Source organism: Bdellovibrio bacteriovorus, from assembly GCF_041888015.1.
Taxonomy (GTDB): domain Bacteria; phylum Bdellovibrionota; class Bdellovibrionia; order Bdellovibrionales; family Bdellovibrionaceae; genus Bdellovibrio.
Genome location: NZ_CP168968.1, coordinates 35,286 through 58,355, shown reverse-complemented (window position 1 = coordinate 58,355; position 23,070 = coordinate 35,286). Strand labels below are relative to the sequence as shown.

The following is a 23,070-nucleotide window of genomic DNA, read 5'->3' as shown; positions in this document are numbered from 1 at the left end:
ATACCGAAAGGATAGTATCCAAGATTTAAGCACAAGGAGTCTAACGTGGAGGACACTTATAAAGTTCCGGCACCAAGAACCCCTCTCAACCTCGAGGTGTCTTTCAAGCGCAATTACGCGCGCGAAGAAACCAAAGGCACGCTTAAGAATATTAGCATCACTGGAGCCTTTTTGGAGTTTGAGGGCGGAGAAGTTCGCGCCAATGAGAAACTAAACCTGGTCATCATCGTGGCCGGTCGCGAAAGAAAAATCGCGGCCCACGTGATCTGGATTAATTCCGTAGGGGTCGGCGTAAAGTTTATGCCGGTCAATAATCGGGATGTTCAGATTGTCGATGATCTGATCTATTTCGTGGAGAACTCCCGAAATGACCGTCGTTCCGTGATGGATACGATCTTTAAAAAGGTCGGCTAATTCAAGATCACAGGTAGAAACAAAAAGAGCGAGTGCAAACTCGCTCTTTATTTTTGTCTTTTACTGACGCCGGTTTATGTGCCGACGTGAGTGTTATCCATCGCTTGCTGTTCAAGCTCTTTCTGTTTTCTTTTCTTTCTCATCACGATCAACACAGCCAAACCTGCTGCCGCCAGACCCACAACAGCCAAAGCCATTGTCGTGTCGTTGTCCATGCCCGTCGGAGCTTCTTCAGCCACTTGCGGAGCTGGAGGATTGATTGCTTCAACTGGCGGTGGTGGTGGCGGAGCCATCTCTTGAGCCATATCTGGCGGCGGAGGTGGAGCCATGTCGCCCGCTTGATCCATTGGAGGCGGTGGCGGGATGTCCATCTGAGCCTGGTGAGCCATTGGATCTTCAGGCATCGGAGGAGCCGGAATCTCTTCCTGCATTGGCGGCGGTGCTTGTTCTGGCATTGCTGCCGCTACTTCCTGATGCTGCTGAGGAACTGGGGCTGCAGCGACTGCGCCGCCTCTCCAGTAACGAAGCTCAGTACCTTCTGCGATTTCACCTTTGGAATCCACAGAGTTGGAAGCCCAAACTTCTTTCCAGGCGTTGTCATACCCCAGAAGAGTCTTGGAAACTTTTCTGATATTGTCGCCGGATTTCGCCACGTATGTTTCAGGCGCAAGACCATTGTCTTCGTAATAAGTGATCATACGAGCAGAGTCTTCTGGACGGTGTGGAGAGTTGTAGTAAACCTTGTCACCAGCACGCACATCGCGTGAGTGATAAGTTGGATTGCCTTTTTTCAATTCAGCTCTTTTATCAGAGCCGTAGATCATCTGGCTGACGCTCTTCAAAGTGTCTCCAGGGCGGGCGAAGTAAACTGTATTATACCAAGTGCCGCCAGCTTTCCAGGGAGTCGTTGCCACTTTTTGCAGTGGGGCGCTAGCCTTCTTCGGAGCTTCAGAAGCCCCGGAATCAACAACAGTCGTGGAAGATTCACTTGTGGAGGAGCTTTCAAATACAGAGCTGGAAGTTTCAGACTGAGCGACGGAAGTGGATGTTTCTACAGGTGGTGGAGTCGTGGATGCAACATCTGGTTGTTCTGCGAAAGGATCTGCCGGAAGAGTTTCTGTTGTTGTTGCAACATCTGTGTGCTCTGTGGTCGCTTCACCGTCAGCAACTGTCGTTTCAGTTGTCGTAGTGGTGGTCTCTGTTGTTGTGGTTGATTCACCCAAAGCATCTTCTGGAAGTTGGTCGCTTGCCAAAGAGTCGTCACCAGCGATCTCAAGAGCCTCATCGCCTTCCAGCTTCTCAAGGTCAGCAGAGTCAAAATCAGCAGCTACTTCAGAGTCTGCTTGGCTATCCTTAGACGTACAGCTTGTTACTTGGAATGCCAGACCGAGGCACGCTAGTAAGACAACGAGTTTTTTCATCATGTATTCATCCTTGATTGATGCCACGAAACATACTGTTTCAGTTAAGCGTTATTAACAATCTAATGCACAAGATCGAAGGCTTGCAAACACTAAGAATTTCACTGGACTTTCGATCTAGTGTATCTTCAGTTTCGATCCCAGTTTTATTTTATTCTTATCAAACCATCCTGCGTTCATTTCAAGTGCGTACTTTGCGGGTTGTGCGCTGGCATAGGAAGGTAAAGCCGTGTCTGGAACGCCTTTGCCAGATTTCATCTCTTTGACATCTATCAGTTTCATCCCGCTGTCAAAATAGCCAATCGACAAATCAATCAAGGTGTTCTTCATCCAGAAGAAGCGAGTCTCTGTGTTTTTAAAGATAAAGAGCATCCCTTCATCTTCCCCCATCTTGGTCCTGAACATCAGACCTCTTTCGTGCTGATCCGGTGTTTCAGCAATCTCTACGACAAAGGTCTTGCCTCCTAAAGAGATCTTCTTTTTGGCAAAATCTTTGGCGAAAGCCGACGGCATTATAAGGACAAAGAACAAACTGATCTTTGCAAGAAAACTAACGAGACCTAAGCATTTCAAGCGCAACTCCATAACGAACTCCTTTGGTCGAGACCATCATGCCCTCTAACCCGAGCGCCTCTACAACCGCCAACAAGATCGAGGCTCCCGCAAAGATAATATCAGCTCGTCCACCAAGTTGATACTTGGTCTTTTTTTCTTCGACTGTGGTACGGGCAAACTCTTCCACCCAGTGATGAAGGCGGTCTTTCTTAAGGAAGAATCCGTCGACCTTGGCTTCATCAAAACCACCCACCTCGATAGCCACCAAAGATGTCGGCGTCCCCGCAACCGCAATGATCTGATCAATATTGTGGTTCTTAAGATCAGGCAGAACTTTCTGCAGTTGTTCCTGAATGTGCATTTCAAGCCTGCGGCGATCCTCTTCCTTAACCGGCTGAGTGCTGATGAATTTTTCCGTCAGACGAACCCCGCCGATATCCAAGCTTTCACCAAAAAGAATATTGGAATCCTGACCCACAATCAGTTCCGTCGATCCGCCCCCGACGTCCACCACCAAGGAGGTTAGGTTGGGATTTTTCGCCCCTGCGGTCGCTCCTTGATAAGTGATGCGAGCCTCATCTTCGCCAGGAATGATTTCAATGGGAATGCCCAGCTCTTCACCAATGCGGAAGAGCTCCTGACCATTGCGCGCATCACGAGCCGCCGATGTTGCCATCGCCAGAATTTGATCGACTTTTTCCACATCAATTTCTTTTTTAAATTCCGTCAGACACTTGCGAGCCCGATCCAAAGCATCGGGGTGAAATTCCCCCGTTTGACCAACCCCTTGCCCCAAACGAACCACCTGGGCCAGATCGCGGTGAACCTTGCGAATTCCGTTTTGGTCCCCATCGGCAATCAGACACAAAAAGGTATTTGTCCCAAGATCAAGCGCAGCAACTTTCTTCATTTCTCTTCCTAACTTTACTTTAGCTTTTCCAGCAGAATCTTATTTACCATATCCGGATTTGCCTGACCTTTGGAGGCTTTCATCACTGCGCCGACAAAGAAACCGAAAAGATTTTTCTTTTTACCGGAACGGTGATCATCGACGGCCTGAGTATTGGCGGCCAGAACCTCATCGACAATTTTTTCAATAGCACCAGGATCTGAAATCTGCACCAGACCTTTTTCTTTGATGATAACTTCCGGATCTTTTCCGGACTCCCACATTTCCTGGAACACCGTTTTGGCAATTTTGCCGGAAATCGTACCTCGATCGATCAAGACAATCATGCGCCCCAGTTGGGTCGGCTTGATCGGGGAGTCCTTGATGTTCTTCCCGGCACTGTTCAGCTCGCGCATCAGTTCCGTCATGATCCAGTTGGAAGACGCCTTGAAGTTTTTCGCCTCTTTGGCCGTTTCCTCATAATAGTCTGCCACATCTTTTTCTATGGTCAAAACCGAGGCATCGTAAGCCGGAAGGGCGTGCTCACTTTCAAATCTCTTGGCTCTGGCAATAGGTAGCTCGGGAAGTTCTTTACGGAACTTTTCAATCATGCTGTCCGTCACGATAATCGGCAGCAGATCCGGATCCGCAAAGTATCTATAGTCCTCAGCGTCCTCTTTGCTTCGCATTGAGAACGTGCGATTTTTATCCGGATCCCATAAGCGGGTTTCCTGAATGATCTTTTCTCCGCGCTCAACTTCATCAATCTGCCTTTCGATTTCATACTCGATGGCTTTTTCCACGAAGCGGAATGAGTTGATATTTTTAATCTCTACACGGGTCCCAAACTGGGGATCACCCAGCTTACGTACTGAAACGTTGCAGTCACAGCGTAAAGAACCCTCTTCAAGATTTCCGTCACAAACATCAAGATAGCGCACAATTTGCCGGACGGTACGGGCGTATTCGGCGGCTTCAGCAGGTGACCTAATATCCGGGCCCGAAACCACTTCCAACAAGGGAATGCCCGATCGATTGTAGTTGATCAGTGTATAATCACCGAAGTGTGTGGACTTGCCTGCGTCTTCTTCCATATGTGCACGCGTAATGGAGACAGTCTTTTCTTTTCCGTCCACCGCAAACGTCACCGAGCCATTTTCACAGATAGGCAAATCATACTGAGAAATCTGATAGCCCTTTGGCAAATCAGGATAAAAATAGTTCTTGCGCGCAAAAACAGATTTTCTTCTGATATCACAACCCAAAGCCAATCCGGTTTTAATGGAATACTCAATGGCCTTGGAATTAACAACAGGCAAAGTCCCCGGCATGCCCACGCTGACGGGGGAGGTGTTTTCATTATCCCCGGCATCAAAGGATGTCGAATCTGCACAGAATATTTTTGTCTTGGTGCTCAGCTGCACATGGATCTCGATGCCGATAACGGCTTCATAACCTCTATATGACATGGGGATTTTTACCTTTCACCGAAGACACACCTTCTAAAGCAAAGGCCACGTTTAGCATTTTTTGTTCTTCAAAGTGAGCTGCTGTCAGTTGAACACCAATCGGCAAGCCGCCTTTGGACATCCCAAAAGGCACACTCATGCCTGGCAGGCCTGCCAGATTTGTTGAAGTCGTGAAGATGTCATTTAAGTACATCGCCAATGGGTCTGAAATACGCTCACCGATTTTGAAGGCGGGTGCCGTTGTCACCGGACTGAGGATCACATCGCATTGCTTGAAGGCGGAAAGATATTCTTCCATGATAAGACGGCGAACCTGACCTGCTTTTGTGTAATAAGCATCATAGTAACCACTGGAAAGGCAGTAGGTCCCCAGCATAATTCGGCGTTTGACCTCGGCTCCGAAGCCCTGGCCACGGGTTTGACTGTAGAATTCCGCCAGATCTACCGCAGACAGATTTTTAAACTCGGCTCTGAATCCGTACTTAACTCCGTCATAACGGGAAAGATTGGAAGACGCCTCACTGGCCGCCACCAAGTAATAGACCGGAACCGCATACTCTGTCAGTGGCACGGACACTTCGACAATTTCGGCACCCATTTTTTTTAACTCAGCAACTGCGTTTTCCACAGTCTTTTGCACATCAGAATCAAGGCCGGCAGCAGACATGTATTCTTTCACCAAGCCGACCTTCAGGCCCTTCATGTTTGTGCTGAGATTTTGACTCCACTGCGGAACCTTCTTCTGAGAAGTTGTTCCATCCTGAGCATCAAAGCCTGAAATCACTTCCAGCGTCAGCGCTGCATCCTTCACTGTGCTGACCATGGGACCCGCCTGATCCAGCGAAGACGCGTAAGCAATAATTCCGTAACGACTGACCCGACCGTAAGTGGGCTTCACACCGACAATTCCACAGAAACTGGCTGGCTGGCGAATCGAGCCCCCGGTATCTGTTCCCAAAGTCCCCGCCACCAAACGAGCAGCTTGGGCTGCCGCAGAACCACCTGAAGATCCTCCCGGCACTCGCTCCAGGTCCCAAGGATTTCTAACTGGGCCATGGAAAGAAGTTTCATTCGAAGAACCCATTGCAAATTCGTCCTGATTTAATTTTCCCAGAACGATGACGCCTGCATTTTTCAAACGGGCCACCGCCGTCGCATCATAGGGCGGCACAAAGTTTTCAAGAATTTTGGAACCCGCTGTGGTTCTTTGACCTTTGGTGCAGAACATTTCTTTAATTCCAAAGGGCACCCCCGCCAAAACCCCAACGTCTTCACCCTTGGCGATACGGGCGTCCAGCATGTCGGCCTCTTTCACCGCGTTTTCATTTTTGGATGTGAAGGCGTTCAGTTTTCCATCCAAGGAATCAATGCGCTTTTGGAAGTGAGCGGTGACTTCTTTCGCACTGATTTTTTTTGTTTTCACAGCATCAGCAATCTCTGAAATCGTGGCAAAAGTTAAATCCATAACGTTCCTTAAACCACAGGTGGGACTTGGAAAAGATTCCCGGACTTTGCCGGTGCATTGCTGGTCATTTCTTCGGACGTAAATTCCTGTTTCACAACATCCTCGCGCCAATAAGTTTCAATTTCAGTCAGAGTGATCATAGGCTCAATACCGGCGGTATTTACTTTGGAGATTTTTTCGAAATGCCCCAGGGCCTTATCCAGCTGGACGCTGTATTCCTGAGCTTCTGCCTCGGTCACATGGAGGCGGGCCAGCTTGGCAATATGCTCAATGGTCTTTTTATCAATCATCGGAAAACTCCTTAGCATAGAACTTAGTAAATTATCTTAAACCAGCACCAACGTCACTCTCACGACACGCAATTTCTTCGTGACTGGACCTTGAATCATGGTACAAATGATTTCATGTCCAAGAAACGTCACGAAGAGCTTAAGAAGATCATCTCTGAACACGACCATAGCTATCATGTTCTTGATAAGCCCACCATTACGGATTTTGAATACGACAAGCTCTTTGCCGAGCTGCTGGAACTGGAAAAGTCCGGTAAAAGTCTGGACCTTACCGATTCGCCATCTCAACGGGTCGGCGGAAGTATTTTAGACGGTTTTGAGAAAGCGCCCCATCGTTTGCCGATGCTCTCCCTGGCCAACAGCTATTCTCCAGAAGATATTTTCGATTTCGATGAGCGCATTAAAAAATTTCTGAACACTGATGAACCTATTGAGTATCTCTGCGAACTGAAGTTCGACGGCCTCTCCATGGAATTAATTTACGAAAACGGTCATTTTGTAAAAGCCATCACCCGTGGCGACGGCTCGGTTGGGGAAGACGTCACTCAGAACATCAAAACTATCAAAAGCGTTCCATTAAAATTAAGTCACAAAAACCCGCCCGAGCTCTTTGAGGTGCGCGGAGAAGTTCTGATGTTCAAGCAGGACTTCGCAAAGCTCAATGAAATGCAGCAGGAAAACGGACTGCAGACTTTCGCCAATCCTCGCAATGCCGCTGCTGGCACCGTTCGCCAACTGGATTCAAAAATTGCGGCCTCCCGACCTTTGCGTTTTTTTGGATATGCACTGGGGGCTACTGAGGGCATTACATTTGAGACACAAAAGAACATCCAGGAATATTTTGCAGAACACGGCATTCCTACGGTGCTGAAATATCAAGGCGATCTTTTGCGTGTGGCTCGGGGCCCCGAAGAAGTGGTGGAGTACTACCATCACATCGAAAAGGTCAGACCCGGCCTGCCATTTGATATCGATGGCGTCGTGATCAAAGTCAATTCTCTGCGCCAGCAGGATGATCTGGGCCTTGTTGCGCGCAGCCCTCGCTGGGCCACAGCCGCAAAGTTCAAGCCCGAGCAGGCACTGACGACAATTGAGAATATTGTTGTTCAAGTAGGCCGCACCGGAGCCTTGACTCCCGTTGCGATCATGAAGCCCGTCAAGGTGGGCGGAGTCACCGTCACCAACGCGACTTTGCATAATCAAGATGAGATCACTCGCAAGGACATTCATATTGGGGACACAGTGATCATCCAACGTGCTGGCGATGTCATTCCCGAAGTTGTCGAAGTCGTAAAAGAAAAGCGCCCGAAGAACAGTACACTTTTTGTGATTCCTGAAAACTGTCCGGCCTGCGGTTCCAAGGCGGTCAAGGCAGAGGGCGAAGTGGTCACCCGCTGTGTGAACCCGCTTTGTATTGCTATGGTCAAAGAATCCCTGAAACATTTTGTCGCCCGCCGTGCGATGAACATCGACAAGGTCGGGGATCGTCTGATTGAAACTTTGGTGGACAACAAGCTACTGGCCAGCTTTTCGGATTTCTATCGCCTGACAAAGGAAAGCATTCTTTCTCTGGACCGCCAGGGCGACAAGTCCGCTGAAAACATTATCAATTCCATTGAGAACAGCAAACACCCCACGCTAGCGCGTTTCATCTTCGCCTTGGGTATTCGTTTTGTGGGTGAACAAACTGGCAAACATCTGGCGGATCACTTCCTGACGATTGATAAGTTTCTGCAAGCCAGCGAAGAGGAGCTGCTGTTGGTGCCCGAGATCGGCCCCAAGGTGGCCAAATCCATCCGGGATTGGACTTCGAATGAACGTCTTGTGGATGACGTGCACCAAATGCTTCAACTGGGCGTGAAGCTTGCCGAGCCCCTGCGTTCTTTAGAGGGGGCTTTGTCCGGAATGAGCTTCCTGATCACGGGCACATTGCCGATTAAGCGAGATGATGCCAAAGACATTATTGAGAAGAATGGTGGAAAAATTCTGGGATCAGTTTCTTCCAAGTTGAACTATTTGGTCGTCGGCGATGATCCTGGCTCCAAGGTCGAAAAGGCGCAAACTCTAGGAGTGAAGATCATCTCCTGGGATGATCTTCAAAAGATGCTCTAGCGACTTCCGTAAACTCGTTCCAATCGCAACGTATCAGCCGCACTTAACACTGCGCTGGGGGCAATGATCTTGCCTTCAGTTTTCGGCAAGATGGTTGGTTCGTTGTTGTTTTTTCCGAAGGCCGTTGCCTGATAAAGCATGATTGATTCAAAATCAAAAGGGCTCTGTCCGCTCAGGACCATAAGACTTTGCGGGAAAAGCTCAAAATTATGCTTGAAGGCATCCTGGATATTTTCCCAGACAATACTGACGAACTGATCTCGGTCACTGCGGTTTTGCTCGTGAATAAAACCCAGCGCATGCATGATTTCGTGAGCAATATCGCGAGAAGAACACGCCGGAGAAATCCAAATGGGCTGATGTCCCCCCACCTTCCCCAAATAAGATTTGCAGCCAGAGCCCGTTTCAAATACCAGCGCATCAGCCTGATTGCTAAAAGGAACAAACTTGATGGGCGTGTCCGCAAACATTGCGATAGCCTGAATCACCCGCTCTTTTCCTTCCAAATCACCCTGGATATGAAAGGGCACCACGCCGTCTTCCCAAAGCCGTAAGGACTCAAAGCTGACTGAGCCCTGCATCTTGGCGCTGCGAGGAACTCCGACAACAATGTCTTCGTTAACGACAGCCACACCATCTTCCATGACATAAGTAACAGCATCAGCAGTCGGCGCTGAAAAGTGGGCCTTCGCCTGTTCAACATCCGACATTGGCTCTAAAGGTACATTTTCAATTGATGAGGATGAAGTCCCCTTGTCGCGGGCATCTGGAGCTGGTGCCGTCAGCGAAGCTGACGTCTCCGGAAGGGTTTCATGAGTCGGTTCTGTTAGGTTTGACTGATAGAAATAGAAGGCAGCAATCAAGGCCCCAAAGGTTGCTACGGGAATCCATTTTTTCATATATCCCCCAAAAACAAAAACCCACGGGGATAAGCCGTGGGTTTTACAAATGCCTCGTTAAGGCTTTCGACCGAAATTATAGGTGGTCGATAACGATGTCACGAGCCATTACAGTCTTACGACCGTCAGCTTTCGCGCTCTCAACACCTTTCAAGCAAAGTTGCTCAATTGCCTTACTGAGTACGTCGATAGTCTCAGCAGATGTGTTCATTTGACCTTTTTCTTTGATAAGTTTTTTAACTTTGCTTGTTACTACAAGTACCTCTGCCATGATATACCTCTCCATCCATGTTAAACGAACAATAAAAGGTTTGCATAGGGTCCTGGGATTGACAATATGAAATCTTCTTGCGCCGCACTAATTTATAGAGCGGCCCGGGTTCAACAAGAGCTCTGCCTTGCCATCAACAAACTTGAAAAGCTCTGCCTGCCTTGCTCCGCTTTCGCTTGGAGATATCCATACAAAAGTTTTTTGATCCAGAGGCTTGGTACACTCCACATCTAAAAAAGCTGGCGACCAGCAACCACTGTTCAAATGTTCGACGGATCCGATGATCTCGTGGCGGGTGTGGTGAGTATGCCCATAAACTATGCGATTGACCTTTGTAATAGCACTGGTCATCGCCAACACACGATCATCGGGTTCTTTATACCCAGAGACCAATGATGTGACAGACTTACTGTAAAACAGGAAGAACGGCAAAAGCATGAACAACGGAATAAATGCCCAAAAGAACGAGATCTCATAAATAGATCGAACCACCACCATCAACTGGAAGATCAGATAGAAGGCCACAAAAATAATAAACGCCCGATCCAGCCACAACTCTCGCGCCAATAAAAAGGGATTGCTGGCTGCGGGAGCCACAAAAAGTTCCTTCAATTCGCGGACCATGCGAGGTTCCGCATTGGCTTTTTCTGCGATAAAGGCCACACGATCCTCAATCTTCAGGGGGTTGCGAATCGGAGCCGCCAAACGATCAAAGAACGAGTGTAGTAATGTGACTACAGATCCCCAGAACCAGGTCAACACCAGCCCGGGTTGAGCGCGCAGCATATACTTCAAGAAGAACCGAATATACTCAGGAATGGACATGATATAGTTGCTGTCCACATGGGGATTAAAGAATCCCATGCCATTCATCAGATAGCGACACGCCAGATTCCCAAAAGGCAGCTTTAAAGATACGAAATTATAACCTCGAACATAGGGATTGATGGGGTCTTCACACATGCAATACGGATCGTACTGATTGCCGTGTTCAATCAAAGTATCCTGATTGCTGATGTAGAACCATTCGACAAAACGCACCTGCATCTGCTTGTCGTCCGGCAAAGCTAGATGTTTATAAATCTCGGCCTGCACTTCCGCAAAATGCAGCTCCAGATCATGATTACCAATAACAAAGACGGCCCGGTTCCCGCGAAGAACAAACTCTCGCAAAGCCCGAATCCATTCAGCATGATCCTGCAGTATCACTTCAATCTTATAGCGGGAACGCTCTTCAATAGGAAAAAGTCCCCGGTGCTTTTCCAGCCAGCTCATGTGAAAAACAGGCTCATCAGGCATTTTTAAAACACTGTCAAAGTCGAAAATATCGCCATTGAGCACCAGCTCCACCGGAGCCCCTTGCGCACGTTCTTCGCAGTGTTTTAAGAAAGACTCAAAAACGTCGTCAAAAAAGAACTGTCGCGTTTTAAATTTTTTCCACAGAGGAAAGCGCAGGTTGACCGGCTCGGCCTCGCACAAATGCAAATCGCTAATAATCGCGGTGTGCGAAGATGTTTTAAAATCAGGAAAGGGTCTTGAAAAAAAAGTGGGCAAAGCTGCCTCCCACGATTATGATCGTGCAGATGAAAGAATTTATCAAGAACCTGAAGACTCCAATTGCAATTGTCGGCATGGGCAAAAGTGGTGAAGCCGCTCGACGCCTTCTCCTATTGGCTGGCTATAAGCCGGAATCCGTTCTTACTTTTGATGGCAAATTGGAATCGGCTCACTTTCGTGATCCACAGGCCCTTATGGCACAAGGCGCCCCGCGCACTCTGGTGGTCTCTCCCGGAGTGCCTTTGGCATCCCCGTGGATTCAAGAGGCGCATAAAACTGGCGTTACCATCACCAGTGAGATCTCTTTGGCCTGTGCAACACTCGAAACTGAGAAGCTTATTGGTGTCACGGGCTCTGTGGGAAAAAGCACCACCGTATCCATATTGGGCGCAGGTCTTCATGCATTTTCCCAAACCGGCTTTGTCGGGGGTAATCTTGGGACGCCTTTTGCGGACTATGCCGCCGATGTTTTGGAAAAAAAACGTCCCCGTGCTGATTGGGTGATTTTAGAGCTTTCCAGCTATCAATTGGAAAACTGTGATGGCTTGAAGCTGGAATATTCCGCTATTACCTATTTTACCTCCAACCATCTTGAGCGCTACGACAATCTTGAACACTACTACAAAACCAAGTGGAAGATTCTGTCTTTGACAAAGAATGCGCTTTTGCTGAACCGCGAAGGCGGGGATCTGGTAGAGTACTTCAACAAAAACGGCTCTGCCCATCAGATTCAAGTCATTTCCCGCAAAGATCCGTCCGTGGCAGATCTTCATCTGGAGAAAGCTGAACTGATCGGCCAACACAATCAGGACAATCTTGCTTTGGCGAGTTCTTTGGCTCTGGCCGCGGGTTGGCCAGCGAGTGCCATCGAAGGAATGAAGTCCTTCAAGGGCCTTGCACATCGTCTGGAAAGTGTCGGAACCTTTAAAGGTGTGCGCTTCATCAATGACAGCAAAGCCACAGCCATGGACAGCGTTCTGATTGCCGCCACTGCAGCTCATGACACCCTTCAACGAGCTGGCAAACTTTGGCTGTTACTTGGCGGCCGGGACAAAAATCTTCCCTGGCAGGATCTGAAGCCGTTGGAGGGTTTGCAGAATACTGAGTTTGTCTTCTTCGGCGAGTGTCGACAGATTGCTCAAAACAAATCCACTTTGCCAGGCAAGTCCTATCTCAGCATGCAAGACGCAATGGAATTTGTTTTATCTCAAGCAAAACCTGCCGACACCGTTTTGCTAAGTCCTGGGGGCACCAGCCTTGATGCCTTCAAGTCTTTCGAGGACCGCGGCGATGTTTTTAAAGAAATCGTTCGCGAATTCGCGCGATAATTATTCTCTGAAATTCAGAATGGATAGCGTGTTCGGATCGACAGGAAGAACACGCGAATAGATCTTCTGCGTTCTTTCGCCGACAACAACCACTTCATGAATGTCTTCAGGCACGTTGTAGATAATGAAGCCACCACCGGCAATACCTTTGCCGTTTTGCAGGATGCGTCCCTGCATATCGAAGTAAACGATCTGACGAGGATTGATGCTGTCGTAAGCTGCCAGATAAACCTCAAAGTTTTCATCCGGAACAAAGCCCACGATCACACCCGCAGAAGGCAGATCATCAATTTTCAGGTAGTTCTTAATCGCACTCAACCAGGACCAGTGGACCACCGGTGCATGCACAAATTCATCGTTGTCATTATAAACATATCTGGCCGCCACATAGTCCGCGCCCTCTGGCTGAACACGCATCAGGCCGTATCTTTTCAAGTTCGGCAGCGTGACCGTTGCTACTCCGGTAACTTGCAATTCCTCAGAAAGACTTTGCATGGTCACAAGGCCTGTCACAGCTTCGCCTGTAAAGGCATCGTAAACCCGTAGCGGAACAGATTCATTTTTGATTGTGGAAGCAATATCACCCTGAGCAACAGAGCCTTCTTCCACAACAATATTCTGATAACCCAAGATGGCGTCTGAGCGTGTTGCCAGCAAAGAGTGGAAACCTGGAGACGCATCCACAAACGCATAAAGACCGTTTTCGCTGGTCGCACGCAGACTTGGATCAGGAAGCATGAACTGATTAAAGTAAACTGGCACCAGACTCTGATCGGACTCCACCTGAACTTCGATTCCAGAAAGGCTTTTTCCATCCAAGGTCACTTTACCCCAGATCACACTGGGAGCTCCGTCAAAGGACATTTGGCGCTGCTGGGAAAGAATGTCCTGCAAGGCCTGGATCATTGTGTTTGGATAAAGCGGAGTCTTGAACTCGGAACCAGACACAACAATGGACGCTGTCTGCATGTGCGAAGGAGCAGCAGCCCTGACCACGGTGGTTGATCCACGGGTCACATTATCCATCGCCACCGAGCCGTCTTTTTTCGGAGCGACTTCTTTCGCGCCCTTTACAAATGTTACTAAAGTTTTCGCTGGGGCCGAGTCGTCAGGGCGTGGGTTGTAAGCACTTGTCACAATACCGGCAAAGTCAGGATGCGGTTCAATGCGGATTTTAGGACCTTGAAGATTATTCTGGCCAACGGACGCCACGCGGTTCAAACGGAAGCTACCCTCACCCAGGGTCTTTCCTTCTTTATCCACAAGCTTAGCCACAATAGATCCGGTCACATCTTCGACATCAATATTATATTGTCCCTGTACCAGGTTCACACGACCCAGTTCTTTCAGAACACCTTCGTCACTGCGGCGAATTTCGATGTGGTGCTCATTGGTCACCGCCAAGCCGCCCGTGATTTCCAGGGGTCCGGAAATAGAACGAGTCCCCGCTGGCTTTTCTTCAACCAACCCATAAGACGGAAGATTTTGGTCTTCTTCTGCAGATTCGTTTCTGGACGGCACATAAACGTCCGCCTTGGGAACAGATGTATTCGCACGCCCTTTGGCATCCACACCAGCAACATAAACTTTAGGGTTGGTCGCTGCAGCGCCTGCCGTGATACCGGATTTTGCCAGAACCTCGCGCGCCATATCCGACCACGCAGGCTGACTCCAATCCTGAGAAAGCACTTCGTTTTTCTGTTGTGCCGCTTGCAGACGCTTGGCTTGCGACGGCGGAAGCTCATTCATCCAGGCTGACGGATCGCTATCAATAGTTTCTGATTGTGATGCCGGCATTGCCTGAGCCACAAATCGTTCGGGCGTTTTTTGAATCACCATTTCTGTCAGCTCAATTTTTTTTGCAAATAGTGGAGCCGATGTTTTTTCAGAAGCCAGATTCAATGGTTTGATTTTTTCGATTCGGGCCCACTCTGAAAGTTGCCTCTCAGACTCAAGCATTTCTTCGAAGGCGATATGTGGTGGAGAATTTTTTTGAGCCTTGATGACAAGCGCATCGTAAATAGGAATGAACTTCAAGCCACCCGTAGGGCTTGACCAGTATAAGCATCCAGCAAATACGGTCAGCGGTATCAACAACCGCTTAAGTCGCAGTCCTTGCAACATTCACCTCTTTAGAAGAATAGTCATTTCTGACTAGTCTTTATCGTATTTAGAAGGAACGGAAGTCGTCAATAACGTTACGACTGTCGCGACTTTGGTTAAGCGCCTGGCGCAGCTTTTCCGCGATGGGCGCGGCTCTGTCGTCATCGCGGTCGCGGAGGTCAAAACCCCCGTCTTCGTTACGACCTTCGACCAGAACCTGGACCTGGACATCATAGGGACGACGGTCCCCAAGAATAGTGACGTGCGTGTAGAATCTTTCTTTGGCCATATCCATCTTCTCGATATTGCTGCCTTTTTTGTCGTAATATCGGGAAGTCATCTCGCGTCCGTTCTGGCTGACCGAACGAGGCTCACCAATAACCGACATAACTACACGACGAGTCTCGCTGAGGTTCAGAGGCGTCTCACGCAGGACAACGCCTCCAGTACGACAACTGGACAAAAGAACAGTCGCAAGAAAGACAAATAACAAAGAAAGTTTATTCATTATTTCTTCTGTGCCTTATTCCAGTCATCCATAAAGGCCTTGATGCCTTTGTCAGTCAGCGGGTGGTGAGTCATCTGCTGCATTACTTTAAATGGAATAGTCGCGATATCGGCACCCATCTCTGCGGCAATTTGGATATGCATCGGGCTGCGCACACTTGCAACCAGGACTTCAGTATCGAAATCATAGTTGCGGTACATCTGGATAACCTGATCAACCATCTGCATACCCTCAACGCCAATGTCGTCAAGACGGCCTACGAATGGAGAAACCATTGTTGCTCCCGCTTTGGCAGCTAGTAAAGCTTGCATAGGCGAGAACACCAATGTGACGTTGGTCTTAATACCTTCGGCCTTTAGTTTTTTTACGGCGATCATGCCATCTTCACACATTGGAATCTTCACAACCACGTTGGAAGCAAGTTTTGCCAGCTCTTTCCCTTCACGAACCATTTCTTCGTGTTGAAGGCTGATTACTTCCGCCGACACTGGACCTGCGATTTCTTTGCAGATTTCTTTGATCACGGTATGGAAGTCTTTGCCGCTTTTTGCGATCAAAGAAGGATTTGTGGTAACACCATCAACCCACCCACGCAGGTTGGCTTGTCTGATTTCTTCAATTTCAGCTGTGTCGATGAAAAACTTCATGGGAAACTCCAGGTCTAGTCAGTGATTTTAGATACTTACAATTTGTACGTTGGCTGATTTTAAAAATCAACCAGGCTTTTACCCTGAATATAAAACTCCGCCTGTCTTGCGGGCTGTGCTGACTTGGCAATTTCGCTTAAACTTTTTTGATAGATGGGATGCTCATAAGCCCCCCAAGCCTCTGCGGCACAGCGAATAATCATCGGGTCCTGGTGCATTTGCGGGTAGGGGAGAGTCAGCCGCGGCGACATCACGATCATGTCGTCAAAAGTGAGAAGTGTCAGCTCTGCATGGCTGCGCTGAAGCAATCCTGGCGCCCCTTGTTCACACTGGGACAAAACCAGATGCAGACACTGATCCACAGATAAGGGCGTCTCAAAGCGCACAACAAATTCCATGCGCGCACTCAGATCCTGACGCTCCTCTGTAAGATAACGTTTATAAACAGAGGAGATCGCAACGATCTCCCCACATTCTGACAGCTTTTCCAAAAGTTTTTTGGATTTATCCACCCCGCCGACCAAGTCCAACGTGAGATAGATCAGCGCCATATGCCTCTTCGAACTCATTTTTTCTTCCCGAACAAAACATCGCGAATCTGATAAAGACCCGGCTTCTGCTTCACCAGCCATTCGGCGGCCTGCACAGATCCTTTAGCAAAAACAGTGCGATTCAAGGCCGTGTGTTCAAAGGTCAGAACCTCTTCATCACTCATGGCGAAAATCTTATGAACCCCAAAGACGCCGCCACCGCGAATAGCCAACGCATCTGGTAATTTTTTACCGACAGCTTTCTCCAGATTTTCCTGCAGTGTAATGGCCGTTCCTGAAGGACGATCTTTTTTGCGATTGTGGTGAATTTCTTCAACCTGAAAATCAAAGTGTGAAATAGCTGCCAAGGACTTCAACGCTTCGTTTAGCACTGCCACGCCCAGACTCATATTGGAAGACCACAAGACGGGGATTTTTTTGCTGTACTGCTTTAGAAGGTCTTTCTCTTTTTTGGAAAAACCCGTCGTTCCACATACAACCGGTGTTTTGTGCTCGGAAGCTTTCTTCAGAACATCCTTCAGCGCTTCGGGCGAAGAAAAGTCAATCCAGACATCCACGGCAGCAGCTTTTTTACCATCCCACTTTTCGCCGCGCAAAGGAGCATAGGACAGCTCGCAGCGTGGGTTGGCTTCAATAACAGCCGAGATCTCTTTTCCCATGCGGCCGGCAGAGCCGACCAATCCGACTTTGATTTTTTTCACAGCAGACCCACTTTTTTCATCTCAGCACGAAGGCTGTCTGTATGCTCGGGGGTCAACTCCACCAACGGCAAACGAAGTTCGGCGGATTCAATCAAACCCAAAAGCTGAACAGCTTTCTTCACCGGGATCGGATTGGCCTCGACGAAAAGTAAATTAATCAGGTCGTTGTACTTCGCGATGTCAGCACGGGCTTTTTCGATAGCCCCCTCAGAAACCCATTTTTTCCACTGCACCATTTGCGCTGGAATCACATGTGTCGCTACAGAGATCACTCCGTGTCCACCGGCGCCCAGGAATTCCACATAAGTTCCATCGTCACCGGAAAGCATCACAAACTCTTTACCACAAGCTGCGATCAGTTCATTGGCAATATCAATTTTCCCGGTCGCATCCTTGATCCCGATAACACCAGTCACTTTCGACAGATCACGAATGGTTTCCGTGGACAGAGACGTGATGGTTCTACCGGGAACGTTATACAGAATCGTTGGAATCTTGACTGAACTGGCAACAGCCTTGAAGTGCTCATACAAACCACGCTGTGGTGGTTTGTTGTAGTAGGGAACCACCACTAAAATAGCGTCTGCTCCCAGTTGTTCAGCTTTGCGAGAGTCCTCAATTGTTTGCGCGGTATTGTTAGAGCCTGTTCCCATGATTAAAGGAACCTTGTCGCCGCAAACTTTGCGCAGATGCTGGAACAGCTCGGCCTTTTCCGGACCCGTCAAAGTCGGGCTTTCCCCGGTGGTGCCATTTACAACAAAGCCATCAACGCCATTTTGCAGTTGGTGCTTCACCAGCTTATCCAAAGAGGCAAAATCAATTTTTCCGTTTTTGAATGGCGTAATCAACGCCGTGAAAGTTCCTCTGAAATTTTTCATCCAACCACCTCGAGATTATATTTAAAATCACCAATAAACACAGCATCCCCTTCCATCAACGGGCGGGGATCGCCTTCAATGAAGTTCACAAACATCACACCGCCTGGCATCTGCACCTCAATGCGGGATTCCTGGGTCTGCTTGGCATGCACAAATGCAGCGGCAACAGCGCCGGTTCCACAGGCCAGAGTGTAATCCTCAACGCCACGCTCGAATGTCACCGCACGGATCTTCCCGGCGGCTTCCTCGGCATAGAACGTGACATTAGCCCCCGCGGGCTGCAAGTCATGATGTGAACGTGCTTCGCGCGCCATATCCTTTAATGCAACTGTGTCTGAAAAGGCATGTATTTTCTGAACCAAATGCGGAACGCCCGTATTCACCAACGCAAATTTTTCTGTTGAACTGGATTTGGTTTTTAGCTCAATTTGTTCCTGAATGAATCGCGCCTCGGGCATGCGCACACGAATGCGGGTGTTACCCAGAACATTGGCAATCACCAGACCAGCTCCGGTTTTAAAGCGCAACGCGCCTGTGCTGTTGCCACCCAGATTTTCATAACAAAATCGGGCTGCGCAGCGGGCAGCGTTTCCGCACATCTCTGCCGTGGAACCGTCGTTGTTATAGAAGTCCCAGTTATAATCAAAGCCCTCAGAGCCGGATTCGATCAAAAGAAATCCATCCGTGCCCACACCCAAAACCCGGTCACAAACCAGCTTGGCAAATTGGGGGCGGGTCATCTTCAAATGACTTTCGATATCTTTCCAAGCGGAACCCTCACGAGCATCCACCAGGGCAAAGGTATTTCCCGCCCCAGACATCTTCGTGATTGTAATTGGCAAAAAACCACTCATGGCTCGCCAACCTCTGAGTCCTTGGTTTTCTTTTTAACAGGCGTTGTCGGGGTCGCGTCTTTGAATGTAGGCTCTCCACGCCCCAAAGGCGCCGGGTTCAGCGGAGGAAGAGGACGTCCCTTCACTCCACAGCCGGATATCGCCAAGGTCAGAACCGCCAACAAGATCGTTTTATTCAGGTGTTCCATTGATCCCCTTCAAATCGCCTTCCACCTCGGTGATACGGCGACAAAGCATGGGGTCTATCATATACTGTCTATACTGGTTCGCTGAAATGTTTTTGCAGGTCATCACGTATTTCTGAGCTTCCTCTGAATTCGGACTTTTCTGCGCCTGGCTGACCTTCCAAATCCAATAGAAAGACTCTGGATATTTGTCGTCCGCCTTCTTAAGGAGACCCAAGGATTCCTGAGTTTTAACAGGATTATTCAGATCCAGGTACTTTTGCACTTCTAAGGCATACCAATACTTCTGTTGAGGGCTTTTTTTGATGGCAACCGTATCGGCGACTTTTTGGTACTCAACCCATTTGGACTGGCATGCCAGAGCTTGGGCTTGAGTCAGCTTCAGTTCCTCATCAAAGGGAACCACCAAAAGCTGCTTTCTGACAGTCTCAAGACCGCCTTTGCAATCACCCTTGGCAATCATCAGCCGGGAGAGTTCATTCACAATAGGGAAGTTGTCGGGCTCAATCCGGGCCGCCTCTGCAACCTTATCCAGGGCTTGATTGAGCTCAGTTTTACGCAACGAAACACCGGTTTCAAAAAGCTGCTGGGCCTTATCGCTAAAGAAGATGTTTGAAACCTCGTTCACGGTCTTTTTCAGCTCACTGATGGCTTGCGGACGGGTTTCTCTTTGAATTGCACTGGAAAGAATATTGAGAGCCTGTTGGCGATCTCGCTGCAAACTCAAATTGTAGGCTTTTTCAATAATGTCTTTATAGGTCTCAGACTTGAGAGCTTTGGCCTGAGCAAAAACGAAAGGGCTGGAAAGAGTAAGAGCCGCTGAAACAGCGGCTCTTAAGAACTTCAACTTCATTGAACTATTTCTTTTGGAAAGACTTCAAAGCAACAGTCACGTTACCGAACTGGCTTGGAGCCACTTGTTTCAAAAGACCGGACATTGGGATTTGCTGTGGGTTGATCCAAGCATTGATCTCAGAGTTGTCTTCTTTGTTTTTCAAACGAGCGTGGATGCAATCGAAAGTGCCCGCTGGAACTGTGATGCGATCTTCTTTAACTTCGATCACTTCTACGTCTTGCTTAGGGATTTGCTGTTCTTTACCGTTCACCAACAATTTTTTAGTTTCGCCAGTGTTTGGATCGATCAACATTTCCATTTTTTGCTTACCAGCAAAACCAAGATCCACATCCTGATTCAACCAGATGCCATCAGCGCCGATAGACTTTACAGACATGATCATGGAGCCTTTGATGAAGCCCATGTCTACGCTGTAGTCAGCTCTGTCGCCAACTTTCCAGTCCAAACCAGTTGTTTGAGCTTGTTCCAGGATACCAGGCATTTGTGCCTGAACCAGAACGTCCGTTACAGATGGTGCTGCAACCGCATTAACAGAGAACGCCAAACCTAGGGCTGCAATAAGAGCCTTGAACATAAATTCCTCCTTGAATGGTTATATGGTCCCCTAATGAGACCACGACCAAGGGTGGTGCAGTCAAGACTCTATTTATTGTTCTCTGTAACTACTCACCAGAACTTGACGCGGCTTGCTGCCATTCGCAGGGCCCACGACACCTTCTTTTTCAAAGATCTCAATCATACGTGCAGCGCGCGGATAGCCGAGTCTGAATTTTCGCTGAATTAAAGACGCAGAGATTTCTTTCTGTTCAGAAGCCCATGACAAAATCTCGTCGTATCTTTCATCATACTCTTCTTCACCAAAGCCACCACCATCGCCGCTGCCAGCGTCGCCGCCATCGCCACCGGCAAATCCGTCCAACGCTTTCATCGCCAATGGATCGTATTCAGGTTCTGCTTGAGAAGCCCAGTGCTTTACGACATTTCCGATTTCGACATCTGACAAATAAGGGCCGTGATGGCGCGTCGGTTTCCCCACACCTGGAGCTTGGAACAACATATCCCCATTCGGAAGAAGACGTTCCGCACCTGAATCATCAATGATGATTCGCGAGTCCATCTTGGAAGCGACCTTCAAAGCCACGCGTCCTGGAATGTTCGTTTTAATCAAACCAGTCACAACATCTTTACGCGGGGACTGGGTGGCCAGAATCAAATGGATTCCGCAGGCACGCGCTTTTTGCGTCAAACGCTGGATCGGCTCTTCAATGTTCTGCTTTTCCACGATCATCAAGTCTGCCAACTCATCCACCACGATCACGATGTACGGAAGTGGTTGATAGTAGTACTGATCCAGTTTGGCTTTGCCCTCTTCCAGCTCCAGATTGATTTTTTCGTGCTCTTCAACGTCCGTCTTGGAAAGGTTTCCAGTTTTTTCGTTGAACGCTTCGATTTTACCAACACCAAACTTGGACAAGGATTTATAGCGCTTTTCCATTTCACGCACCGCCCACTTCAGCGCAGTCGCCGCCTTCTTCGGTTCAGTCACGTGTGGCAGAACCAGATGCGGAACTGTGGAGAATGGCGCCAAGTCGACCATTTTCGGGTCAATCAGAACCAAACGCAGCGTTTTAGGTGAATGGCGGAATAAAAGGCCTGTGATGATAGAGCCCACAAACACCGACTTACCAGAACCTGTCGTACCAGCAATCAGCAAGTGAGGCATCTTGCGCAGATCCACCACTTTAGGTTCACCATCCACCGCGCGACCCACAGCCATTGGCAATGCCAGATCATCACTCCAGAAAGTATCTTCCGCGATCAGATCTTTGTAATAAACTGTTTCACGCTTCAGGTTGGCAGTTTCAATACCCACAACATCGGTGCCCGGGATGTGACCCACCACACGCACGGATTCAGAAGACAATGCCAACGACAGATCATCTTCCAGCTCTGAAATTTTGGAAATCTTCACATCCGCATTTGGTTTAAATTCATACATCGTCACCAAAGGACCCGGCTTGGCATCCTGAATGGTTCCTTCGATAGAGAAGTTCTTAAGTTTTTCTACCAAAGAATCCGCTTTGCGCTGAATCTCGGCCTTATCAATTTTAATTCGCGACGCTGGTGGATCTTCCAGCAATGCCAGTTTTGGCATGTCCCAGTTCTCGATACGACGAGGTGGCTTGGCTTTCATCACGACTTTGCGCTTTTGCGCCAAACGAACAGCCGGAACCTCTTCCTCTTCTTCGTCAGACTCTTCAGAATCCTCTTCATCAGATTCTTCTTCGTCTTCTTCCTCGGCCGCCGCCAGAAGTTCTTCCAGCTCTTCGTCCTCTTCTTCGGCCTCTTTTTCTACGAACTTTTTATCAGACAACGGGAAGATGCTCTTAGCCTTGGTTTCTTTGGCATCAGATTTTTTAGCTTTTCCTTTTTTGCCTTCCTGAATAAACATTCCGCCAAAGAAGGCCGCCACTTTGTCCATGACTTTCTTTTTCTTCATGGTGGCGAGGAATCCTTGCGGAACTTCAGCCAGCTCTTGCAGCGTCTTTTCGGAATAGAAGACCACCAAAACGGCCATCAAAGACCACAGGATCACCTGCACGCCAACAGAGTTAAAAGCACCCATCAAGGCCTGGGACACACCCAACCCAAGTAAGCCGCCTAAATAGATTTGTCCTTGAAAAATCTTGGTCGTAGGCAAATACAGCGAGAACAGGGCCGCGACATTCACAATCAACAGGAAAGCCCACACAAAACGAATATTTTTAAGGTTCAGGGATTCGCCCTTAAAGGCCCCATAGGCAATTTTAGCAAAACAGGCCACAACCACCCAGGCCGCCAGACCCATGCCCTGATACAGCATATCTGCCAGGAAACTACCCACAATTCCGCAGTAATTTAATGCCTTTAGACCTTGCCCAATAGAATTCATAGAGGGATCTAGGGGGTTGTAGCTAATCAGGGAAAGAGCGAAGAACAGCCCTAAACCCAAAAAGCCAATTGCAATGACGTCCTGTCGAAACTTTTTAAGGAATTGGTTCATTTAAAAAATTTACGAAATTCCCAGCAGTTAGTCATGCACGCTGGGGCCTTCCTTGACTTAAGCCCCGGGGTGCA

Annotated in this window: 23 protein-coding genes; 3 read left to right on the top strand and 20 right to left on the bottom strand. The window is 48.5% G+C overall.

The features are described from left to right. The first annotated feature begins 45 nt into the window (after positions 1-45). A complete protein-coding gene (locus ACES2G_RS00295) occupies positions 46-414 on the top strand; it encodes a PilZ domain-containing protein (RefSeq protein ID WP_347358366.1) in 369 nt (122 codons plus the stop codon). Between the two features lie 74 nt (positions 415-488). On the opposite strand, the gene ACES2G_RS00290 is transcribed toward ACES2G_RS00295, so the two are convergent. The 6 genes from ACES2G_RS00290 to gatC all read right to left on the bottom strand — a co-directional run bounded on the left by ACES2G_RS00290 (position 489) and on the right by gatC (position 6,503). Further along, entirely contained in the window at positions 489-1,838 is a 1,350-nt protein-coding gene (locus tag ACES2G_RS00290) for an LPXTG cell wall anchor domain-containing protein (RefSeq protein WP_347358367.1), read from the bottom strand. A gap of 114 nt (positions 1,839-1,952) precedes the next feature. Further along, a complete protein-coding gene (locus ACES2G_RS00285) occupies positions 1,953-2,420 on the bottom strand; it encodes a DUF192 domain-containing protein (RefSeq protein WP_347358368.1) in 468 nt (155 codons plus the stop codon). Continuing rightward, on the bottom strand, positions 2,386-3,300 hold the full coding sequence (locus tag ACES2G_RS00280; protein ID WP_347358369.1) for a Ppx/GppA phosphatase family protein: 915 nt from the start codon (positions 3,298-3,300) through the stop codon (positions 2,386-2,388). Before ACES2G_RS00280 ends, ACES2G_RS00285 begins: the two co-directional genes overlap by 35 nt. Before the next feature lie 14 nt (positions 3,301-3,314). Continuing rightward, positions 3,315-4,748 (bottom strand): Asp-tRNA(Asn)/Glu-tRNA(Gln) amidotransferase subunit GatB, encoded by a 1,434-nt coding sequence (gatB, locus tag ACES2G_RS00275; RefSeq protein WP_347358370.1) that lies wholly within the window; start codon positions 4,746-4,748, stop codon positions 3,315-3,317. Beyond that, positions 4,738-6,213: an Asp-tRNA(Asn)/Glu-tRNA(Gln) amidotransferase subunit GatA gene (gatA, locus tag ACES2G_RS00270; protein WP_374000970.1), complete on the bottom strand. Its 1,476-nt coding sequence runs from the start codon at positions 6,211-6,213 to the stop codon at positions 4,738-4,740. Before gatA ends, gatB begins: the two co-directional genes overlap by 11 nt. An 8-nt stretch (positions 6,214-6,221) precedes the next feature. Next, entirely contained in the window at positions 6,222-6,503 is a 282-nt protein-coding gene (gatC, locus tag ACES2G_RS00265; RefSeq protein WP_374000969.1) for an Asp-tRNA(Asn)/Glu-tRNA(Gln) amidotransferase subunit GatC, read from the bottom strand. A 114-nt stretch (positions 6,504-6,617) separates the two neighbouring features. Here gatC and ligA point away from each other — a divergent pair, with 114 nt between their 5' ends. Further along, on the top strand, positions 6,618-8,615 hold the full coding sequence (gene ligA, locus ACES2G_RS00260) for an NAD-dependent DNA ligase LigA (protein ID WP_347358373.1): 1,998 nt from the start codon (positions 6,618-6,620) through the stop codon (positions 8,613-8,615). Here the strand turns inward: ligA and ACES2G_RS00255 are convergent. The 3 genes from ACES2G_RS00255 to ACES2G_RS00245 all read right to left on the bottom strand — a co-directional run bounded on the left by ACES2G_RS00255 (position 8,612) and on the right by ACES2G_RS00245 (position 11,339). Beyond that, complete coding sequence (locus tag ACES2G_RS00255) at positions 8,612-9,514, bottom strand: M12 family metallopeptidase (protein ID WP_374000968.1); 903 nt, start codon at positions 9,512-9,514, stop codon at positions 8,612-8,614. The two genes, ligA and ACES2G_RS00255, sit on opposite strands and share 4 nt — an antisense overlap. A gap of 76 nt (positions 9,515-9,590) precedes the next feature. After that, entirely contained in the window at positions 9,591-9,785 is a 195-nt protein-coding gene (locus tag ACES2G_RS00250) for a histone-like protein (RefSeq protein WP_011162677.1), read from the bottom strand. Between the two features lie 87 nt (positions 9,786-9,872). After that, complete coding sequence (locus ACES2G_RS00245) at positions 9,873-11,339, bottom strand: metallophosphoesterase (RefSeq protein ID WP_374000967.1); 1,467 nt, start codon at positions 11,337-11,339, stop codon at positions 9,873-9,875. Between ACES2G_RS00245 and murD the strand changes: the two genes are divergently transcribed. Further along, positions 11,321-12,670 (top strand): UDP-N-acetylmuramoyl-L-alanine--D-glutamate ligase, encoded by a 1,350-nt coding sequence (murD, locus tag ACES2G_RS00240; protein ID WP_374000966.1) that lies wholly within the window; start codon positions 11,321-11,323, stop codon positions 12,668-12,670. The two genes, ACES2G_RS00245 and murD, sit on opposite strands and share 19 nt — an antisense overlap. On the opposite strand, the gene ACES2G_RS00235 is transcribed toward murD, so the two are convergent. From ACES2G_RS00235 to ACES2G_RS00185, 11 genes are all read right to left on the bottom strand, one after another. Continuing rightward, positions 12,671-14,707, bottom strand: a complete 2,037-nt coding sequence (locus tag ACES2G_RS00235) for a hypothetical protein (protein WP_347358377.1) — start codon at positions 14,705-14,707, stop codon at positions 12,671-12,673. It lies immediately after the preceding gene. Between the two features lie 133 nt (positions 14,708-14,840). Further along, entirely contained in the window at positions 14,841-15,281 is a 441-nt protein-coding gene (locus tag ACES2G_RS00230; RefSeq protein ID WP_347358378.1) for a hypothetical protein, read from the bottom strand. Then, positions 15,281-15,928 carry a fructose-6-phosphate aldolase gene (fsa, locus tag ACES2G_RS00225; protein ID WP_347358379.1) on the bottom strand — a complete coding sequence of 216 codons (648 nt, stop codon included), beginning with the start codon at positions 15,926-15,928 and terminating at the stop codon, positions 15,281-15,283. Before fsa ends, ACES2G_RS00230 begins: the two co-directional genes overlap by 1 nt. Positions 15,929-15,987: 59 nt before the next feature. Further along, the gene (locus ACES2G_RS00220) at positions 15,988-16,479 is read right to left on the bottom strand and encodes a hypothetical protein (RefSeq protein ID WP_374000964.1); all 492 of its coding nucleotides are present in this window, start codon (positions 16,477-16,479) and stop codon (positions 15,988-15,990) included. A gap of 14 nt (positions 16,480-16,493) precedes the next feature. Further along, positions 16,494-17,180, bottom strand: coding sequence for a dihydrodipicolinate reductase C-terminal domain-containing protein (locus ACES2G_RS00215; protein ID WP_347358381.1), 687 nt, complete (start codon positions 17,178-17,180; stop codon positions 16,494-16,496). After that, entirely contained in the window at positions 17,177-18,058 is an 882-nt protein-coding gene (gene dapA / locus ACES2G_RS00210) for a 4-hydroxy-tetrahydrodipicolinate synthase (protein WP_347358382.1), read from the bottom strand. Before dapA ends, ACES2G_RS00215 begins: the two co-directional genes overlap by 4 nt. Further along, entirely contained in the window at positions 18,055-18,912 is an 858-nt protein-coding gene (gene dapF / locus ACES2G_RS00205; protein WP_374000963.1) for a diaminopimelate epimerase, read from the bottom strand. The genes dapA and dapF overlap by 4 nt, the downstream gene beginning before the upstream one ends. Further along, the gene (locus ACES2G_RS00200; protein WP_347358384.1) at positions 18,909-19,100 is read right to left on the bottom strand and encodes a hypothetical protein; all 192 of its coding nucleotides are present in this window, start codon (positions 19,098-19,100) and stop codon (positions 18,909-18,911) included. The genes dapF and ACES2G_RS00200 overlap by 4 nt, the downstream gene beginning before the upstream one ends. Next, a complete protein-coding gene (locus ACES2G_RS00195) occupies positions 19,084-19,950 on the bottom strand; it encodes a hypothetical protein (protein ID WP_347358385.1) in 867 nt (288 codons plus the stop codon). Before ACES2G_RS00195 ends, ACES2G_RS00200 begins: the two co-directional genes overlap by 17 nt. Positions 19,951-19,954: 4 nt before the next feature. Beyond that, a complete protein-coding gene (locus ACES2G_RS00190; RefSeq protein ID WP_347358386.1) occupies positions 19,955-20,527 on the bottom strand; it encodes a hypothetical protein in 573 nt (190 codons plus the stop codon). 72 nt (positions 20,528-20,599) lie between these two features. Continuing rightward, positions 20,600-22,996: a DNA translocase FtsK gene (locus tag ACES2G_RS00185; RefSeq protein ID WP_347358387.1), complete on the bottom strand. Its 2,397-nt coding sequence runs from the start codon at positions 22,994-22,996 to the stop codon at positions 20,600-20,602. Between the last annotated feature and the right edge of the window lie 74 nt (positions 22,997-23,070).

Excerpts from the sequence above, each read along its gene's own strand:
- ACES2G_RS00290 (WP_347358367.1), bottom strand. The coding sequence starts at position 1,838 with ATGATGAAAAAACTCGTTGTCTTACTAGCGTGCCTCGGTCTGGCATTC.
- ACES2G_RS00285 (WP_347358368.1), bottom strand. The coding sequence starts at position 2,420 with ATGGAGTTGCGCTTGAAATGCTTAGGTCTCGTTAGTTTTCTTGCAAAG.
- ACES2G_RS00280 (WP_347358369.1), bottom strand. The coding sequence starts at position 3,300 with ATGAAGAAAGTTGCTGCGCTTGATCTTGGGACAAATACCTTTTTGTGT.
- gatB (WP_347358370.1), bottom strand. The coding sequence starts at position 4,748 with ATGTCATATAGAGGTTATGAAGCCGTTATCGGCATCGAGATCCATGTG.
- gatA (WP_374000970.1), bottom strand. The coding sequence starts at position 6,213 with ATGGATTTAACTTTTGCCACGATTTCAGAGATTGCTGATGCTGTGAAA.
- gatC (WP_374000969.1), bottom strand. The coding sequence starts at position 6,503 with ATGATTGATAAAAAGACCATTGAGCATATTGCCAAGCTGGCCCGCCTC.
- ligA (WP_347358373.1), top strand. The coding sequence starts at position 6,618 with ATGTCCAAGAAACGTCACGAAGAGCTTAAGAAGATCATCTCTGAACAC.
- ACES2G_RS00255 (WP_374000968.1), bottom strand. The coding sequence starts at position 9,514 with ATGAAAAAATGGATTCCCGTAGCAACCTTTGGGGCCTTGATTGCTGCC.
- ACES2G_RS00250 (WP_011162677.1), bottom strand. The coding sequence starts at position 9,785 with ATGGCAGAGGTACTTGTAGTAACAAGCAAAGTTAAAAAACTTATCAAA.
- ACES2G_RS00230 (WP_347358378.1), bottom strand. The coding sequence starts at position 15,281 with ATGAATAAACTTTCTTTGTTATTTGTCTTTCTTGCGACTGTTCTTTTG.
- fsa (WP_347358379.1), bottom strand. The coding sequence starts at position 15,928 with ATGAAGTTTTTCATCGACACAGCTGAAATTGAAGAAATCAGACAAGCC.
- ACES2G_RS00220 (WP_374000964.1), bottom strand. The coding sequence starts at position 16,479 with ATGGCGCTGATCTATCTCACGTTGGACTTGGTCGGCGGGGTGGATAAA.
- dapA (WP_347358382.1), bottom strand. The coding sequence starts at position 18,058 with ATGAAAAATTTCAGAGGAACTTTCACGGCGTTGATTACGCCATTCAAA.
- dapF (WP_374000963.1), bottom strand. The coding sequence starts at position 18,912 with ATGAGTGGTTTTTTGCCAATTACAATCACGAAGATGTCTGGGGCGGGA.
- ACES2G_RS00200 (WP_347358384.1), bottom strand. The coding sequence starts at position 19,100 with ATGGAACACCTGAATAAAACGATCTTGTTGGCGGTTCTGACCTTGGCG.
- ACES2G_RS00195 (WP_347358385.1), bottom strand. The coding sequence starts at position 19,950 with ATGAAGTTGAAGTTCTTAAGAGCCGCTGTTTCAGCGGCTCTTACTCTT.
- ACES2G_RS00190 (WP_347358386.1), bottom strand. The coding sequence starts at position 20,527 with ATGTTCAAGGCTCTTATTGCAGCCCTAGGTTTGGCGTTCTCTGTTAAT.
- ACES2G_RS00185 (WP_347358387.1), bottom strand. The coding sequence starts at position 22,996 with ATGAACCAATTCCTTAAAAAGTTTCGACAGGACGTCATTGCAATTGGC.